Genomic DNA, 14,457 nt, shown 5'->3' with positions numbered 1-14,457 from the left:
ATAGCTAGAGGGAAAGGGGACGGGGAGCGTATCGGGAAGGCATGGGTAGGTCAGCAGGCAGAAGATACGGACGGGGCCTGTCATCTTCCCCGCACCCCTTTCCACACCCCATACACATCTGCGATCGCCCAGCCGATAGGAATGGAGAGCCAGATGCCGGTGACGCCGAAGAGGGGGAGGGCGGAGAGGGCATAGGCAAGGATGACGCGGCTTCCGAGGGAAAGGATGGTCAGGATGACGCTCATACCGGGCTCTTTGATGGCGCGATAGTAGGCATACAGCATGGAGAGGATGCCGATGCCGATGTAGCAGGCCCCTTCGATACGGAGGTAGCCTGCGCCGATCGCGATGGTTTCTGTCGCTGTCCTCGGGACGAAGAAGGCCATGAGCTCAGGAGCGAAGGCATAGATGATGACGCTCGTGAGGAGAGCGAAAGAGACGACCATTTTCGCTGAGGCGATGACGCACTCTCTGATGCGCTTTTGATCTCCGGCGCCATAGTTCTGCGCGATGGCTGTCGAGAAGGCATTCCCGAAGTCCATGAGGGGGGAGTAGGCCAGGGTGTCGATCTTGACGCCGGCAGCGAAGGCGGCCATGACGATGGTGCCGAAGCTGTTCACAAGGCCCTGCACGAGAAGGATGCCGAAATTCATGATGGACTGCTGGAGGCTGGTCAGAAGCGAGAGTCGGGAGATGTCGCGGAAGATGGATGGGTCCCAGCGGCGGTATTTCTTTTCTACCAGAAGATCTTTTCGATAGAAAAGGCAGTAGCAAAGGATGCCGAGACCGGAAGCGTACTCAGCGATGACGGTCGCCTTGGCCGCGCCGGCGACGCCTTGCTGGAAGACCAGGATGAAGAGAAGGTCGAGCGCGATATTCAGGAGGGCGGAGACGATGAGGAAGACGAGCGGGATGAGTGAATTTCCCACGGCGCGCAGGAGGGCGGCAAAGTAGTTGTAGAGGAAGACGGCGATGATGCCGGAGAAGATCCATAGGAGATAGTCACGAAAGTAGGAAGCGACGTCTGCGGGGATCTGCATGAAGCGGATGATCTCTTCCAGAAATATATAGGAGATAGCATTCAGGAAGAGCGAGAGCGCGCCGATGGAAAGGAAGGAAATATAAATGGACTGCTTCATGCGTGCGGTGTTCTTTTGTCCGTGGCAGATGGAGAAGTAGACGCCGCTCCCCATCGTGAGGCCGATCAGGATGGAGGTGATGAAGATCATGAGCGTGTAGGCGCTCCCGACAGCGGCGAGAGGGGCTTCTCCGAGGAATCGTCCGACGATCAATGTATCGACGACATTGTAGAGCTGCTGAAAAATATTGCCGGCCATGAGGGGCAGAGAAAAAAGCAGTATCTTTTTCGAGATGCTGCCTTGGGTAAAATCGAGATCTTTTGTCATGAAGGCTCCTTAGGATAGGGTTCAGGGTTAGCCCGGGGCGTGGCGCCCATGGATTGAGGATGAAAGCCTCTCTTGAATGAGAAATTAGAAATGGTGGTGCGGCGCAAAAAAATCAGAAGCGCCGCGGAGATTTGAAATGAGCGATTTTCTCATATCGTAAACCTAATTCCTAGTCACCAGTCACTAGCCACTAGCCACTCATCCCTGTTTTCAAACTTTTTGAAATAGATGATACATGCATTGCCCCTATTATGGAGCGTGCCGCGATGAAATGCAAGAGGAAGAGGGCAGGATACTGTTGATTGTTATGCGCCGCACCTTCCCCTTTGAACCTATAGAACCCGATGAACCTTTTCCGGTCGTAATTAAGGGACGGCACGCTCCATGGGCGAACCCCGAACCTTTTCTCTATGTTATAATAAGGACGATATTATGCCATACGGTATTTAGATGTATATACGTACCCCAATTACATTCTATAGGGGTATCTAGGGTATTTATTACTGATTGTCTTTCATCGTAGTATCCGATAGTAGCATACTACAAATCATTTCACTAGCTTCTTTATCTTGCTGCGGAAGGGCGTGTGTGTACCTGTTGAGCGTTATGGATACAGATGCGTGACCTAGGCGAGTAGAGACGGTCTTGATGTTCACACCTGCCATGATAAGAAGGGTGGCATGGGTGTGTCTTAGATCGTGGAAGTGAAGTGGTTTGTCTATGTTACTTAATTTCTTTAGTGCATTAAAGTAGTACTGTATATCACTATTAGCAATTAAAGTCTCATTCTTAGTGTGAAAGACAAAACTGTTTTCATCTTTATGGGGAAGAGCCTGTAGTATCTCAATGAGTGATGTAGACACATGTATTCTCCTTACAGAGGCACGTGTCTTAGGCGTTGTGAGAGTTGCCCCTTTTCCTGCATTGTCTTCTACACTGGCTTTTATATAGATGGTGTCTTTACCCAGTGCTTTGTACTGTAAGGCACGTAGCTCTCCTTTTCTCATCCCTGTCTCTAAGGCAGTACGTATCAGAGGGTAGAACCATATGGGAGCTTTCATCTCCTTAGCTTTTAATAGAACGTTTGTGCTCTCTTCTTTCGTTAAGACATGCATTTCTGTCACAGTGTGATCTACCTGTGCCTTGATACGCATGCTGTCTTCTACAGGATTCTCTATAATGAGTTTTTCCTTTCTTGCTCCTTCAAAGACACTTTTTAATAGGGCGTGCCTTCCTCGTACAGTGGCAGGGGAGAGTGTCTGTAGCAATGTTAGGAGCAATGTGTTGACGTCTGAAACTGTTATGTCTTTCATCACTTTGTTGTCAAAATCAAGACACTGCATATTACTCTCATAGTTCCTGTATGTCTGTGGTTTTAGTGTTGTCTTTTTCATCATTAACCATCGTTCACTGTACTGTTTGAATGTAAGGGGAGCTGCTAATGGATTGATCTTCCCTGCATTTACTTTGTACTGATACTCAGTGATCTTCGCTTGGACTTCTTTCCTTGTCTTTCCTGTAAAGGTTTTTGTGAGACGTTTATTCTTCTTCGTCACTGGATCTAGTTTATATCCAATGGTGATGATACCTTTGAATTTTCCATCTCCGTATGGTGTGATACTTCCTTGCCCTCGTGGTGCCCTTTGTCTTTTCATGATGATGTTCCTCCTTCTTAAAACAAAAAATTGTAAAAATTGTGAAAGGGTATTCATTAAAATTGCCCTGGCTGTTTTCCCCCGTACCCTCCGCGCGCTCGCCGTTATCGCCGGGGAGCAGTGGAATGTATTAGTATAATATTATTATACTTATACTGAACAGGGAGGGCAAGCCCTGTTTGCCTATATATGTACTTGTAAGATTTAATCTCTTACTACTAACGTGCTACCAGCGAGCCATGGTTGACAATCATGATATCCTACGGGGGTATGGTATACCATGCGAACAAAATTTCTCCCAAAAGAAATGCAAATTTGGGGTTGTTTTTGGATACACGTCGTGATACAATATGGACAGTCAAGGATGACACGGACGGAACGCCGCAAGGCAGCACCGCCCTGATTCTGAAAGTGCTATCTGTAGAACATGTACGGATAGCGTGGTGGAAGAACTCAGAGCACCGCACACTGAGAACGCGACTGGCAACAGATTCACGCCTGAGTGGTAAGACGAAAGAGAGAACCTGAAGAAAACTCTTCTTGACAATGGATACACAACGTGCTACAATATGCACAGCGAACGAACGAAAGGGAGTGATACCACTGAGAATGCAAGATTGACGATGACGCGATGGGATACCCCAAAACATCATCAGGGTTCTTTGAAAACTGAATAGCTGAAAAATGCGAATGGTGAAATTACTGTATGCGTAGTATCAATTCACACCATACGAAAAAAAGAAAGTCATCGGGAAAAGCGGTGGCAACATGCCAGTGAAGATACACACTGAAAAGTCATGAAAGTAGCTTGCGATATACGGCAAGGCTGAGTAGTGGACAGTCCCATAGAGTGTGTGCTTACAACGTCTAGCAAGGTATCTTGTGATGACGTGGCAAGCACAGATGATGAAATGGGGCGGTGTAGGTGAAAGGTAGTGAAATCATGCTGTATCTAGTCTCTAAACCATTGAACTAATCAGTGGTATTCCAACCATCAATAGATGGTAACTCAAATTTTTTTTTTGGTAAGCATGGATACACAATAGGATACATGTTAGAAAGGGAGGAACACTCATGGAAAGAAAAGAAATCACGGCATGGGGCATGAACACATGGACTAAAGACAATGGGTTGATTATGTTTGATGAATTTGCTATCGGCAGGATTAAAGGGAGCATTTCAAATTTCATAGCAATGCAAGAAGGTTATGAACACGGTGCATGGGAATGTATTGACATCAAAATTCTTGAAAAATTCAGTAGTTACGATGCACCTGAGATTGCACAAGGTGATGTGTGCTTTTATGCAGGACGCACACTCAAGGTACGTTGTGACTATGCAGGGAATTTAGTTGCATATTGCTTTGATGATATTACACATATCCACCACTTGGACACCGCTTATAAATTGAAACGGGTGCTTGTGAAGAAAAGCAAATAAAAGTAAGTCGAAACTAGATACACAAGAGAGGGTGTATCTAGTCAACGTGAGATAGCTGCCCACGTTCTGATGAGACAAGCTACATGATTAAAAGAAAGGATGGAATTATTATGAAGATATTTGATGAAATGAATTTTAATGACATTAGAAGAACGGCATGGAGTGGTGCTGTAGATACGGCGGAACGTATCGAAAGAGAGGGCAAAGGGGATGAATTTTGTGACATGATTGAAGAACTCTATCCCGATGGAATTGATAGAACTGAACTGAACGATATTATGTGGTTCGATTCTGACTGGATTTTTGAGACGTTAGGTATCGCAGAAGAAGAAGAAGAAAGTGAGGAAGAGTAACATGCTTAAATGGTTCAACATCGAAAAAGGCAAGCACACCACGAAGAATTACACGGTATGGGTAGACACAAACAAAGACAATATGCCTACAGAATATGAAATGTACTCTTACAATACCCTTGTAATTAAGGGGGCACTGGATAGTCTTGAAATCATGGGGCTGTACAGCATGACTACTCGCAGACACATTAGATGGTTTGTCGATGAACATGCAGACACAAGGGAAAACATTCCATTTGAACTTGTCAAGATGGTGGTAGCCCATAAGAACTATCGCCTTGATATCATGCATGGTTGTGTATGGGATATCACAACAGGGGAAATCATCGCAGAAGGACATTAAGAAAGCGTGTGTATTAAATTTTTTGATAAGTGCGGATGTACAAAAGGATACATTCGCACAGAAAGGAAGGAATTATCATGAGAGTAGTAGCACAGAGAGTTTACAAATTTGAAGAACTGTCTACAGAAGTACAGACAAAAGTAGTTGATAAAAATAGGTACACGTATGTAGATTCTTGTGATTGGTGGAATTACACATGTGAAGATTTCATGTACACCCTGCTGCATGAATATGCTTTTAATGTAGATGAAGATAGTGTGTCTTTTTCTCTGTATGACGCTGAAGAAGGCGCAGGATTTACTGGAACATTCGACATCATTGAGTATGCAATTAAAATAGCAAAGCATTTTGATACTGAGGATCACATTTCCGATGATGTACTTGATGAAATCAGAAAGTATGGGGAAGTTCGTGTAGCACTGTATGCATGGAATAACACTAGTCCACGCGAGTGGAATACCTACATTGAATTGCGAATTGATGGCATCCCCATGGAAGAAGATGAAAAGTATGCCGATTTCATAACCGCCCTTGAAGAATGGAGAAAAGAAGAATGTCAGCACCTTTATAAAGATGCACAAGATGCTTATGAATACTATACGTGCGATAACTACATTCGCACAGAATTAACAGAAGGGAATTATGAGTTCCTGGCAGATGGAACGGATTTTTAAGACACAAGAAAGGATGATAATCATGTTAGATACAGATAGCTTTGATTTTACGCTCCCATTCAGTGGAGCTAGGGTAAGAACGGACAAGGAAGGGAAATATATAACTGTCTATCTTCCGCATGAACGTATCGGAATGAATGATGATTCTACCTATACCATCTCTATTGATGATTGGGAAGCAGACATGCTTATCAAGTTACTGCATAAACTTATGAATATGACGGCAATGCAGATTGAAGCAGCATTTGTTTATGATGACATAGTAGAAGCAGGTATTTTTGATTCCCTTGTCTTAGCAAAGGCAGGAAAGATCGGATGGGTGCAGAGAGGAAGAAATGAGAGCTACGCCTATATCAGAAACCCCGCAGAATTAGCAGCATTCCTTATCAAAAAAGGCGCATTCAAAGATGTACCGTGTATGTTCCTTAATTGTGTTGACAAAGAAGAATTAGGAAAGACGCTAATAGATGGAGACACACTGTACTTGCTTGAGACAGGTGTAGATGGGGTTACTGAACATATCCATAAGTATGGTGGATGGTATTATAAATATGGCAGTAGGATTTTGTACAAAATAGACACGTAAGCTAATTGTGGCACATAGAGAGGGAGAGAACATTTTCGTTCTCTCTTTTTCTTATGTCTTTTTTTTTTTAGAGAAAGGAAAGGAAAAATATCATGGACTATGAAAATATCACGATTGAAGATGAACTGGAACTGGAAAGACGTGCAAAGACACTGGCAGAAGAAGCAGCACGGCGTGTCTTACAGAACAGTTGTAGTAACGGAAGAGCTACAGAAACACAAGTCGGAAAAGGCATGATGGACTATGCATATGATAAGTTTATTAAAAGTATTCGTGAGTTTGTAACATATGAATTGCAGCCCAAATGTGGAGTACAAGCAGCCTATCATAACATGTTGGAACAGTTAGCACAGATCTATGATGATAAGACACACCTTTATGCCGTTCTTGCTCTGAGTACAATGGCGTGTACAATGGACTATGTTTTTATCAGAAAGAATGAACTTAGCACCATTGCTAAACGTATTGGGGAAAGCATTGAAGATGATGTTAATCTTGTAGCCTTTGAAAATTCTAACCCTGAAAATCTGAAAGAATTAAATACAGGATTAAAGAAACGTGTAGGGGAACATTTCAAGAAGTATTACATTCAGCACAAAGCAATGACAGAAGCAGGATTTAACTGGATTGAATGGAATACTGCCGCCAAAATAAAATTAGGGGGCAAACTGATTGAATGCCTTGTGTCTTCCACCACCTTATTTGAAATTGTGCATATCAATCATGGCACTGGAAGAGCAAGCATGGATAAACTTAACCCTAGCCAGCTTTTTATTGATTTATGGAATATCAATGAAGTAGCGTTGTTGCAGAATACTTGTAGGGCAATTCCTACGATCATTCCCCCTAAAGAATGGACAAGCTACACGAATGGTGGTTACTATGGAGAATTAAGGACATCATATCCTTTGATGAGACTGCATAAGAATAAAACTATCTTCTTTACGCAGTATTTGGAAAAGCTGAAACAGACAGATTTAACCAGTGTCTTACGTGCAGTCAATGCCGTACAGTCTACACCATGGAAAATCAATACTAGAGTGCTGAAAGTAGTAGAAGAAATCGTCAAGAATGGTGGGGATCTTGCAGGTATTCCCAAATTTCAACCTTACGATAAGCTCCCTAGATTAGAAGGAGATTATACAGAAGAAGAATTGAAAGAACATAAGAAGCTCGCAGTTGAACTGATTCATCGTGAAAATGCACGAAAGGGAAGGGCACTTAGATGTTTATCTATGCTTGCAATCGCTAAAGAATACGCTCCCTACAAGAGAATATTCTTTCCTTGCAACATGGACTTTAGAGGGCGTGTCTATCCAATTCCTGCATTCTCTTTTCAGGGTGATGATTTGACAAAAGGGTTGCTTTTACTTGCAGACACCCCTGCTGCTACTGACGAAAAGGCAGAATACTGGATGCGTGTGGCAGGTTGCGAATTTTACGGCAATGATAAGGTGTCTTTTGACGATCAGATTCAGTGGACGAAAGACAATGAAGAAGCTATCTTATCAGTAGCAAATGACCCATTAGGGAAAGACAAAGGATTTTGGGCTAACTCTGATTGCCCTGTAGAATTTCTTGGGTGGTGCTTTGAATACAAGAGCATGTTGTCTTACAAAGACAAGCATAATGGCTCTGTCATCGGGTGGACTTGCGGCGTTCCTGTAGCATTTGATGGAACTTGCTCTGGATTACAACATTTTTCAGCAGCTCTTAGGGATGAGATTGGGGGAAAATCAGTCAATCTGATTCCAGGCGATAAACCTAGGGATATATACGGTGAAGTTGCTGAAAAAGTGAATGTCATGTTGCGAGAAAACGCTAAAAGTGGTACTGCTGATGCATGGATGACCAACAAATTTGGTGAGAAAACGATGAAATGGGGGACGAGAACTCTTGCACAGCAGTGGCTCGCATATGGCGTAAATCGAAAAGTCACGAAAAGATGCGTGATGACCCTTGCATATGGTGCCAAACAGTTTGGATTCAAAGAGCAGATTTTAGAAGATACTCTAAACGATGTGTACGGAACTGACAAGGGAAGCATGTTTACTGCAAGCAAGAACTCTTTAGCGCTTTACATGGCTAAACTAATTTGGCAAGCAGCTTCTCAAACTGTTGTCAAGGCGTTCATTGGAATGAAGTGGTTACAAGACATTTCCGCGATTGTATGCAAGACAGGGGATGTCGTTACATGGAATACACCAATGGGGCTCCCTATTCAGCAGAACTATATGGAGACACATGTAAAGAAGGTGAAAATGAGATTCTTAAATCTCACTAAAAACTTCTATGTGCCAGAAGAAACAGGGAATGTTGCAAAAAAGAAACAGACACAAGGGATTGCGCCAAACTTTATTCACTCAATGGATGCAGCACACTTGCAGTTGTCTATCAACATGTGTCTTGACAAGGGGATTCACCATTTCAGCATGATCCATGATTCCTATGCTACGTCCCCTGCACAGGCAGACACCCTCTTTCACACTGTCAGAGAAGCATTCGTGAAGATGTATGAAGAGAATGATGTACTTCAAAATTTCTATGAAGACATGAAAACAGCAGTAGGAACACAGGATAAACCACTGCCATGCCCCCCATCCGAAGGAAAACTAGACATTAGACAGGTACTTGATAGTCTTTATGTTTTCCATTAAGGATACACAAAGATCCACATCTTGACACATGTGGATCTTTGTGATATTCTGTAGACAGTCAAAGGAGGATATAAATATGACTACAGAACAGCAGGAACAGCAGCAGAACAAAGATGTATCGTTAAGAATCAGGATCAATGGAGCAGAAAAAGATGCTTTTTATACTATATGCACCAATATGGGCATGACCCCATCTAAAGTGGTGCGTAAACTCATTGAAGAGTTTTGCATAAAGAATGAAAATACTAAGAATCTTTTGTAAGTAAAGGAAGGAGAACAGAAAAAAGAATGGAAGACGATTCATTTAAGGATGCACAATTTAGGCTCAGAATATCATTAGAAGAAAAAGAAGGATTTTATTCTACTTGTGCTAGAAAAGGTGTAAAACCATCGCAAGCAATTCGTGACTTGATTCATGCATTTTGTATCAAGAATAAAGACAAATTGAGTAAAATGTAATTGTGGTATGCTATGGAGAAGAGGAGGAATACTTTAAGTATTCTCTTAGATTCCTAGTGATGAAACTTAAATTGATAATTGTTAATAGTTCCCATATAAATAATACCTATAGAATATTCTATAGATATTACTTATGTGGGATTTTTTTATTTTTTTTTTTAATGATTATTATTAAAAATCATCCTTATATGGTTCCTGATTTTAATTGGGACATGCTATGGAGAAGACACATTGCTGTTTTGTCTTTTCTAAACAAGGTTGTGTCTATCAACAAAAGGAGGGGGTGTCTATTGAGAGTTGTAATTTCAAATGAACTTGAGTGGAAGAAATACACCAATCAAGTCAGAAACAAAACATGCTTATGGAAGTGCTGGGAATGTGGGAAGCTGTTTCATCCGTACAAAGGATTTGAATCAACTTCCCATTTTTGTTGTGTTGATTGTTCAAACAAATACTGGGACAGAGAGCAAAAACAAGGAATAAGACACTGTAGGTATTGCAGCAAGACATATAAACCGAGTGTGTCTACATACGGAAATGTCTACAAGCTCTGCTGTTCTGACTGTACTGCTATTGTGACGAAGATCAATTACAAACTAGTTGATTGGCAAAAGGAGAAATTCAAAAATGGAAGATTTTACAAAAAGAAGGTAAGAGAAAGCAAGATATGACAGACAGACGTATTATTTTGGACTTGTGCGGAGGAACTGGATCATGGTCTAAACCGTATCAAGAAGCAGGGTATGATGTACGTATTATCACTTTGCCAGACTATGATGTAAGAACCTATATCCCACCTGACAATGTTTACGGGATCCTTGCAGCACCACCATGTACAGAATTTTCACTTCTAAATTGTAAAGCTGAACCACGAAAACGCAATGAAGCAGCAGGGATGGAAATTGTAAACGCTTGTTTGCAAATCATCAATCAGTGCAATCCGCATTTTTGGGCATTGGAAAATCCACGAGGGCATTTGAGGAAATATCTTGGTATGCCAAAGTTGAATTTTCAACCGTGGTTTTATGGTGATCCGTGTACGAAAGCAACGGATATTTGGGGGAATTTCAATATTCCCAAAAGGAAATTTGAAAGCTGGGATGATGTTCCAAAGATTGACTTATACACTAGACGGAACAGGAGTAAGCCTAATTTTGCATATTTACACAAAAGTGCATGGAACAAGATTCCGCAGCTACAATTCCATAAGCCTGAAACAGATGCAGAATTTAGGGCAATGACACCCCCTGGATTTGCAAAAGCATTCTTTGAAGCAAATAGATGAAAGGAGTTAATAGAAGATGACTGTATCTAAATTCAAAGTAGGAGATAGGGTATATGCACCCTTTCATGATTGTGGTGTTGTGACAAAGATCACTAATGATGACACATATCCGATTGAAGTGAAATGGGAAGTAAGTCGTTACAAGTTTGGTGACGATATTAGCACCTTTACTCCAGATGGTTTTTTATTTTATGGGGATAAGAGAGATTGGACAAGAATCACTCAGGTAGGCAAAGCACTTGAAGGTGGCAGCAAATTTCATGTAGGTGATAGAGTCTCATTTCCTCATCATGGCTTGGGGACGGTAATTGCAGATCACAATGATGGGCGTGTCTATCCGATTGAAGTCAAATGGGACAATAACCCACTGTGTCAGGATATTAGCAGCTTTACTCCAGAGGGTCTTATGGTAGTAAGTATGATAGATGATGATGATAAGCTCACTATAGTAAAAAAAGAGGAGGAAAAAGAAGTGGACCAGATTGCAAATGTTATTAACCCGCCGCATTACAAGGTCAAGGGTCTTCCAGAAGCCCATGAGATTATGAACCATTTGATGCGTAGAGAGCAGCTTGAAGGGTTCTATTGGGGCAATATCATTAAGTATGCCTATAGATATGGGCGTAAAGGTGACAAGGCAGAGACAGCAGGTAAAATCGCATGGTATGCTACTAAGTTGAAAGAACTTGAGGAGTGTGAAAGCGAATGAAGCTGATTGATTTACTTAACTACATTCCTGATGAATGTAAAATCGTTCTTGCGAGGTTCGGAGAGCAGCGACACGGAGTTATCGATTATAAATATGGCGCTATTGTACGCTTTGCATTCCGGCATAAGCTCACTGAAGATCAGGTAAAAAACATGGATGTAAGCAGTATTTATCCATGTGCGTGCGTACAGTGTAGTGAAGAATATGTGTTTAATAACGATATTCCCTCGCTGTACGTAAAGCCCCAAATTATTATAGAAATTGAGTGATATGTGAAGAGGAGAAAAATAGAATGAGAATCACAAATTTACAAGTGTACGATATGCACAATTCTATTCGTGCTAGTGGTTATCCCATGAAAGAAAGATTGGACTTTAATTCGCAGCATCGCTACATTGATGACTTGGACTGGAAGCGCGCTGTTTCATTAGCAAGCAGAGAAAGCAGTGAAGGACACGATAATTTCCTTAGCGGAATTATCGTGTCTTTTGATTTGACCTGCACGATTAAGATGTGGACGGAGTTTGAACGTTATCACTTTGCACAGATTGTGTCTAGTCAGTCCACTATGCACAGGTTGTCTAAGATGCAGCTTGATACGGCGTTTACACCCTACACTGATCCGCAGATTATCAAGAGACTGGAAGAATTGCAGAAGCAGTTTAGAGAGGATTCGAGTGAATCAGCCTTTTTGCAGTTGGTTTATTCCTGCCCTGTCGGTCTTGAATTGACTGCACGGGTTACTACTAACTATAGACAGCTTAAAACGATCCTTAAACAGAGACACAATCACAAGTTGCCTGAGTGGAGAGCATTTTGTAAAGAAATCCTGTCACAGTGCCCTAACGCTAAGTCATTTTTAATTGGGGCAAGCTATGGAGAAAGGAGCTGTTGATTATGACAGAGACAAAAGAAAAGAAAGTCGTAACAAAGAAACCTAGAGTACCACGCATTCCCCATCTTGAAGTAGGTAAAGAAGTTGTTGTAGAACTTGTAAACGGTGCATTTATCTTCAAAGCAACACAGACAATGACGATTGATGCAAATGCTTACGTCCATTTTGGCAGAGTTAGAGTTCCGTCTGGGTACGCTCTTATGCTGAATGGGGCAAGACTGATGGAGAAGAAGTTGCTGATTGTCTCTCCTACATCCGTGGTAGGGGCAGCACAGCTTGGTGTCTTCTGTACAAATACTTCCCCTGAGCTTCGTAGAATTTATGCAGGGGAAGCAGTCGCTATGGGAGTACTTATTAAAATTTCCGATAATGCTGTTGTAAACAAATTTGACTAAGGAGAAAAAATTATGGCTAACGTAAAAAGACAGTTTGTAAATGGTGTTACCCCGAAAGGAGAAGCACGTTATGCTTTTCTGCGTAAAGTAGAAACCTATGAAGGACAGGAGCTTGGTTATTCTATCCAGATTACATTTGATGCAAAGACAACGAAAGAGTTCAAAGCATATCTGGAACAGGAATTTGAAAAAGCCAAAGAATCTTATGAACTGAAACCAGGAAAGAAATGGAGTTCTGAACCGTCTCTTGGTATCCATGAACTGACTGATGGGACTATCACGTTTAAGTTCAAGGCGAAGAAGACTTACAAGACAAAAGCAGGGGAAGAAATGACTAGAACTATTCCAGTTGTAGATGCAAAGGGACATCCTATCAAAGCATCCAATCTGGGCAATGGCTCTGTCATCCGTGTTGCCTTTTCGTTATCTCCGTATTGGATGAGTAACAATAACAATGGGCTTGCATGCTATCTTCGTGGAGTACAGGTTCTTAAATATATTCCATATGGCGGAACGGATGCAGCGTCTCTTGGCTTTAATACGAATGAAGAAGGATATGATTCTACAGTTGATGGTGAATATGACAAAGACACTACTACGTCTAATTCCCCAGCAGTAGAAGAGGATGATGTTCCATTTGATGAAGAGGGAGATTTCTAATTGCCCTATTTCAGCAGACATGGAGGGTGGAGCAGAAAAGTTAATGAATCCTACAGATCTGGACTGGAAGAGCGAGTGATTGATGAGTTGAACAATGCAGGAGCGGAGTATTCTTATGAAAAGCATAGGATTGACTACACTTCTGCGCCTGTTCAGCATCATTACACCCCTGATTTTGTCTTAGGGAATGGGATTATTGTAGAGACAAAGGGGCTGTTTTCTGTAGCAGATAGACAGAAGCATCTGCTGATTCAGAAACAGCATCCAGATCTTGATATTAGGTTTGTTTTTTCCAATTCACGGACAAAGATTCGTAAAGGGAGCAATACCTCTTATGGAGACTGGTGTGAGAAGCACGGCTTTGTTTATGCAGATAAGTATATACCTTTAGACTGGTTGTCTGAAGAAAAGAAAGGGATGAGTGAAAAAGATATTTATGTAAGAGGTGGAAAACGTGAAAAAGATTAAATTTAGAAAGAGGAGCATGACGGATCTAATCATTGTTGCTGATATTGATCTTCAAAACAAAGATGGAGACGCATTATACAGTGATGCACGCCGTAGAGGTGATTTTGATGTAGACTACCACTACGTGATTCATCGTGATGGGCATGTTGAACAGGGCAGAGAACAGATGGCAGTTGGTGGTCTGTATGTGGATCCTCAAGAAACGTCTATCATTGTGTTTGTGGATGTTCCTACTGGTGGAGAAGAAACGGATGTACAGAAAAAAGCCGTGAATGATTTGCTTGGATGCTTCAAAACTGATTTCCGTGATGCTGATGTTGCAAGGGTTAAAGGAGAATATATTCCAGTGAATTATGCAGAGTACGCTTGTACAAGCGCATTTACCGTGCGCTGATTGTGGATCGCATGACGCCTTGTGTCTGTATTCTGATGGACATACTTACTGCTTTTCATGTGATACGTATCATTATGA

The 14,457-nt window shown here is 41.9% G+C and carries 18 protein-coding genes; 16 read left to right on the top strand and 2 right to left on the bottom strand.

What is annotated here, in order from left to right:
- Window positions 1-80 precede the first annotated feature (80 nt).
- The gene (locus ACGG9R_RS08770) at window positions 81-1,406 is read right to left on the bottom strand and encodes an MATE family efflux transporter (RefSeq protein WP_390154065.1); all 1,326 of its coding nucleotides are present in this window, start codon (window positions 1,404-1,406) and stop codon (window positions 81-83) included.
- Window positions 1,407-1,906: 500 nt separating this feature from the next.
- A complete protein-coding gene (locus tag ACGG9R_RS08765; protein ID WP_390154062.1) occupies window positions 1,907-3,061 on the bottom strand; it encodes a tyrosine-type recombinase/integrase in 1,155 nt (384 codons plus the stop codon).
- 1,074 nt (window positions 3,062-4,135) lie between these two features.
- On the opposite strand from ACGG9R_RS08765, the gene ACGG9R_RS08760 reads away from it, so the two are divergent.
- The 16 genes from ACGG9R_RS08760 (at window position 4,136) to ACGG9R_RS08685 (ending at window position 14,379) form a co-directional block, all read left to right on the top strand.
- The gene (locus tag ACGG9R_RS08760) at window positions 4,136-4,501 is read left to right on the top strand and encodes a hypothetical protein (RefSeq protein ID WP_390154060.1); all 366 of its coding nucleotides are present in this window, start codon (window positions 4,136-4,138) and stop codon (window positions 4,499-4,501) included.
- A gap of 110 nt (window positions 4,502-4,611) precedes the next feature.
- On the top strand, window positions 4,612-4,854 hold the full coding sequence (locus ACGG9R_RS08755; RefSeq protein ID WP_390154058.1) for a hypothetical protein: 243 nt from the start codon (window positions 4,612-4,614) through the stop codon (window positions 4,852-4,854).
- Between the two features lies 1 nt (window position 4,855).
- Complete coding sequence (locus ACGG9R_RS08750; protein WP_390154056.1) at window positions 4,856-5,197, top strand: hypothetical protein; 342 nt, start codon at window positions 4,856-4,858, stop codon at window positions 5,195-5,197.
- A 77-nt stretch (window positions 5,198-5,274) separates the two neighbouring features.
- Complete coding sequence (locus ACGG9R_RS08745) at window positions 5,275-5,871, top strand: hypothetical protein (protein ID WP_390154053.1); 597 nt, start codon at window positions 5,275-5,277, stop codon at window positions 5,869-5,871.
- Between the two features lie 22 nt (window positions 5,872-5,893).
- On the top strand, window positions 5,894-6,457 hold the full coding sequence (locus ACGG9R_RS08740) for a hypothetical protein (RefSeq protein ID WP_390154050.1): 564 nt from the start codon (window positions 5,894-5,896) through the stop codon (window positions 6,455-6,457).
- 92 nt (window positions 6,458-6,549) lie between these two features.
- Window positions 6,550-9,114, top strand: a complete 2,565-nt coding sequence (locus tag ACGG9R_RS08735) for a DNA-directed RNA polymerase (RefSeq protein WP_390154048.1) — start codon at window positions 6,550-6,552, stop codon at window positions 9,112-9,114.
- Between the two features lie 76 nt (window positions 9,115-9,190).
- Window positions 9,191-9,376, top strand: a complete 186-nt coding sequence (locus tag ACGG9R_RS08730; RefSeq protein ID WP_390154045.1) for a type II toxin-antitoxin system RelB/DinJ family antitoxin — start codon at window positions 9,191-9,193, stop codon at window positions 9,374-9,376.
- Window positions 9,377-9,402: 26 nt separating this feature from the next.
- Window positions 9,403-9,573, top strand: a complete 171-nt coding sequence (locus ACGG9R_RS08725) for a hypothetical protein (protein WP_390154044.1) — start codon at window positions 9,403-9,405, stop codon at window positions 9,571-9,573.
- A gap of 604 nt (window positions 9,574-10,177) precedes the next feature.
- Window positions 10,178-10,858: a hypothetical protein gene (locus tag ACGG9R_RS08720; RefSeq protein ID WP_390154041.1), complete on the top strand. Its 681-nt coding sequence runs from the start codon at window positions 10,178-10,180 to the stop codon at window positions 10,856-10,858.
- Between the two features lie 16 nt (window positions 10,859-10,874).
- Complete coding sequence (locus tag ACGG9R_RS08715) at window positions 10,875-11,567, top strand: DUF3310 domain-containing protein (protein ID WP_390154038.1); 693 nt, start codon at window positions 10,875-10,877, stop codon at window positions 11,565-11,567.
- A complete protein-coding gene (locus ACGG9R_RS08710) occupies window positions 11,564-11,836 on the top strand; it encodes a hypothetical protein (protein ID WP_390154035.1) in 273 nt (90 codons plus the stop codon). The genes ACGG9R_RS08715 and ACGG9R_RS08710 overlap by 4 nt, the downstream gene beginning before the upstream one ends.
- A gap of 23 nt (window positions 11,837-11,859) precedes the next feature.
- On the top strand, window positions 11,860-12,462 hold the full coding sequence (locus tag ACGG9R_RS08705) for a hypothetical protein (protein WP_390154033.1): 603 nt from the start codon (window positions 11,860-11,862) through the stop codon (window positions 12,460-12,462).
- A 2-nt stretch (window positions 12,463-12,464) separates the two neighbouring features.
- Window positions 12,465-12,857, top strand: coding sequence for a hypothetical protein (locus tag ACGG9R_RS08700; RefSeq protein WP_390154030.1), 393 nt, complete (start codon window positions 12,465-12,467; stop codon window positions 12,855-12,857).
- 12 nt (window positions 12,858-12,869) lie between these two features.
- The gene (locus ACGG9R_RS08695; protein ID WP_390154027.1) at window positions 12,870-13,517 is read left to right on the top strand and encodes an ssDNA-binding protein; all 648 of its coding nucleotides are present in this window, start codon (window positions 12,870-12,872) and stop codon (window positions 13,515-13,517) included.
- Window positions 13,518-13,985, top strand: a complete 468-nt coding sequence (locus ACGG9R_RS08690; RefSeq protein ID WP_390154025.1) for an endonuclease I — start codon at window positions 13,518-13,520, stop codon at window positions 13,983-13,985.
- A complete protein-coding gene (locus ACGG9R_RS08685; RefSeq protein ID WP_390154022.1) occupies window positions 13,972-14,379 on the top strand; it encodes a hypothetical protein in 408 nt (135 codons plus the stop codon). Before ACGG9R_RS08690 ends, ACGG9R_RS08685 begins: the two co-directional genes overlap by 14 nt.
- Window positions 14,380-14,457 lie beyond the last annotated feature (78 nt).

Source organism: Dialister sp. i34-0019-2H8, from assembly GCF_042846925.1.
Classification (GTDB): Bacteria; Bacillota; Negativicutes; order Veillonellales; family Dialisteraceae; genus Dialister.
This window is presented reverse-complemented; position numbering and strand designations above follow the sequence as displayed.

What these genes read in the sequence shown, in the direction of transcription:
- ACGG9R_RS08755 (WP_390154058.1), top strand. Translation starts at nt 4,612, where the DNA reads ATGAAGATATTTGATGAAATGAATTTTAATGACATTAGAAGAACGGCA.
- ACGG9R_RS08770 (WP_390154065.1), bottom strand. Translation starts at nt 1,406, where the DNA reads ATGACAAAAGATCTCGATTTTACCCAAGGCAGCATCTCGAAAAAGATA.
- ACGG9R_RS08715 (WP_390154038.1), top strand. Translation starts at nt 10,875, where the DNA reads ATGACTGTATCTAAATTCAAAGTAGGAGATAGGGTATATGCACCCTTT.
- ACGG9R_RS08730 (WP_390154045.1), top strand. Translation starts at nt 9,191, where the DNA reads ATGACTACAGAACAGCAGGAACAGCAGCAGAACAAAGATGTATCGTTA.
- ACGG9R_RS08745 (WP_390154053.1), top strand. Translation starts at nt 5,275, where the DNA reads ATGAGAGTAGTAGCACAGAGAGTTTACAAATTTGAAGAACTGTCTACA.
- ACGG9R_RS08740 (WP_390154050.1), top strand. Translation starts at nt 5,894, where the DNA reads ATGTTAGATACAGATAGCTTTGATTTTACGCTCCCATTCAGTGGAGCT.
- ACGG9R_RS08700 (WP_390154030.1), top strand. Translation starts at nt 12,465, where the DNA reads ATGACAGAGACAAAAGAAAAGAAAGTCGTAACAAAGAAACCTAGAGTA.
- ACGG9R_RS08760 (WP_390154060.1), top strand. Translation starts at nt 4,136, where the DNA reads ATGGAAAGAAAAGAAATCACGGCATGGGGCATGAACACATGGACTAAA.
- ACGG9R_RS08735 (WP_390154048.1), top strand. Translation starts at nt 6,550, where the DNA reads ATGGACTATGAAAATATCACGATTGAAGATGAACTGGAACTGGAAAGA.
- ACGG9R_RS08695 (WP_390154027.1), top strand. Translation starts at nt 12,870, where the DNA reads ATGGCTAACGTAAAAAGACAGTTTGTAAATGGTGTTACCCCGAAAGGA.
- ACGG9R_RS08750 (WP_390154056.1), top strand. Translation starts at nt 4,856, where the DNA reads ATGCTTAAATGGTTCAACATCGAAAAAGGCAAGCACACCACGAAGAAT.
- ACGG9R_RS08705 (WP_390154033.1), top strand. Translation starts at nt 11,860, where the DNA reads ATGAGAATCACAAATTTACAAGTGTACGATATGCACAATTCTATTCGT.
- ACGG9R_RS08725 (WP_390154044.1), top strand. Translation starts at nt 9,403, where the DNA reads ATGGAAGACGATTCATTTAAGGATGCACAATTTAGGCTCAGAATATCA.
- ACGG9R_RS08710 (WP_390154035.1), top strand. Translation starts at nt 11,564, where the DNA reads ATGAAGCTGATTGATTTACTTAACTACATTCCTGATGAATGTAAAATC.
- ACGG9R_RS08765 (WP_390154062.1), bottom strand. Translation starts at nt 3,061, where the DNA reads ATGAAAAGACAAAGGGCACCACGAGGGCAAGGAAGTATCACACCATAC.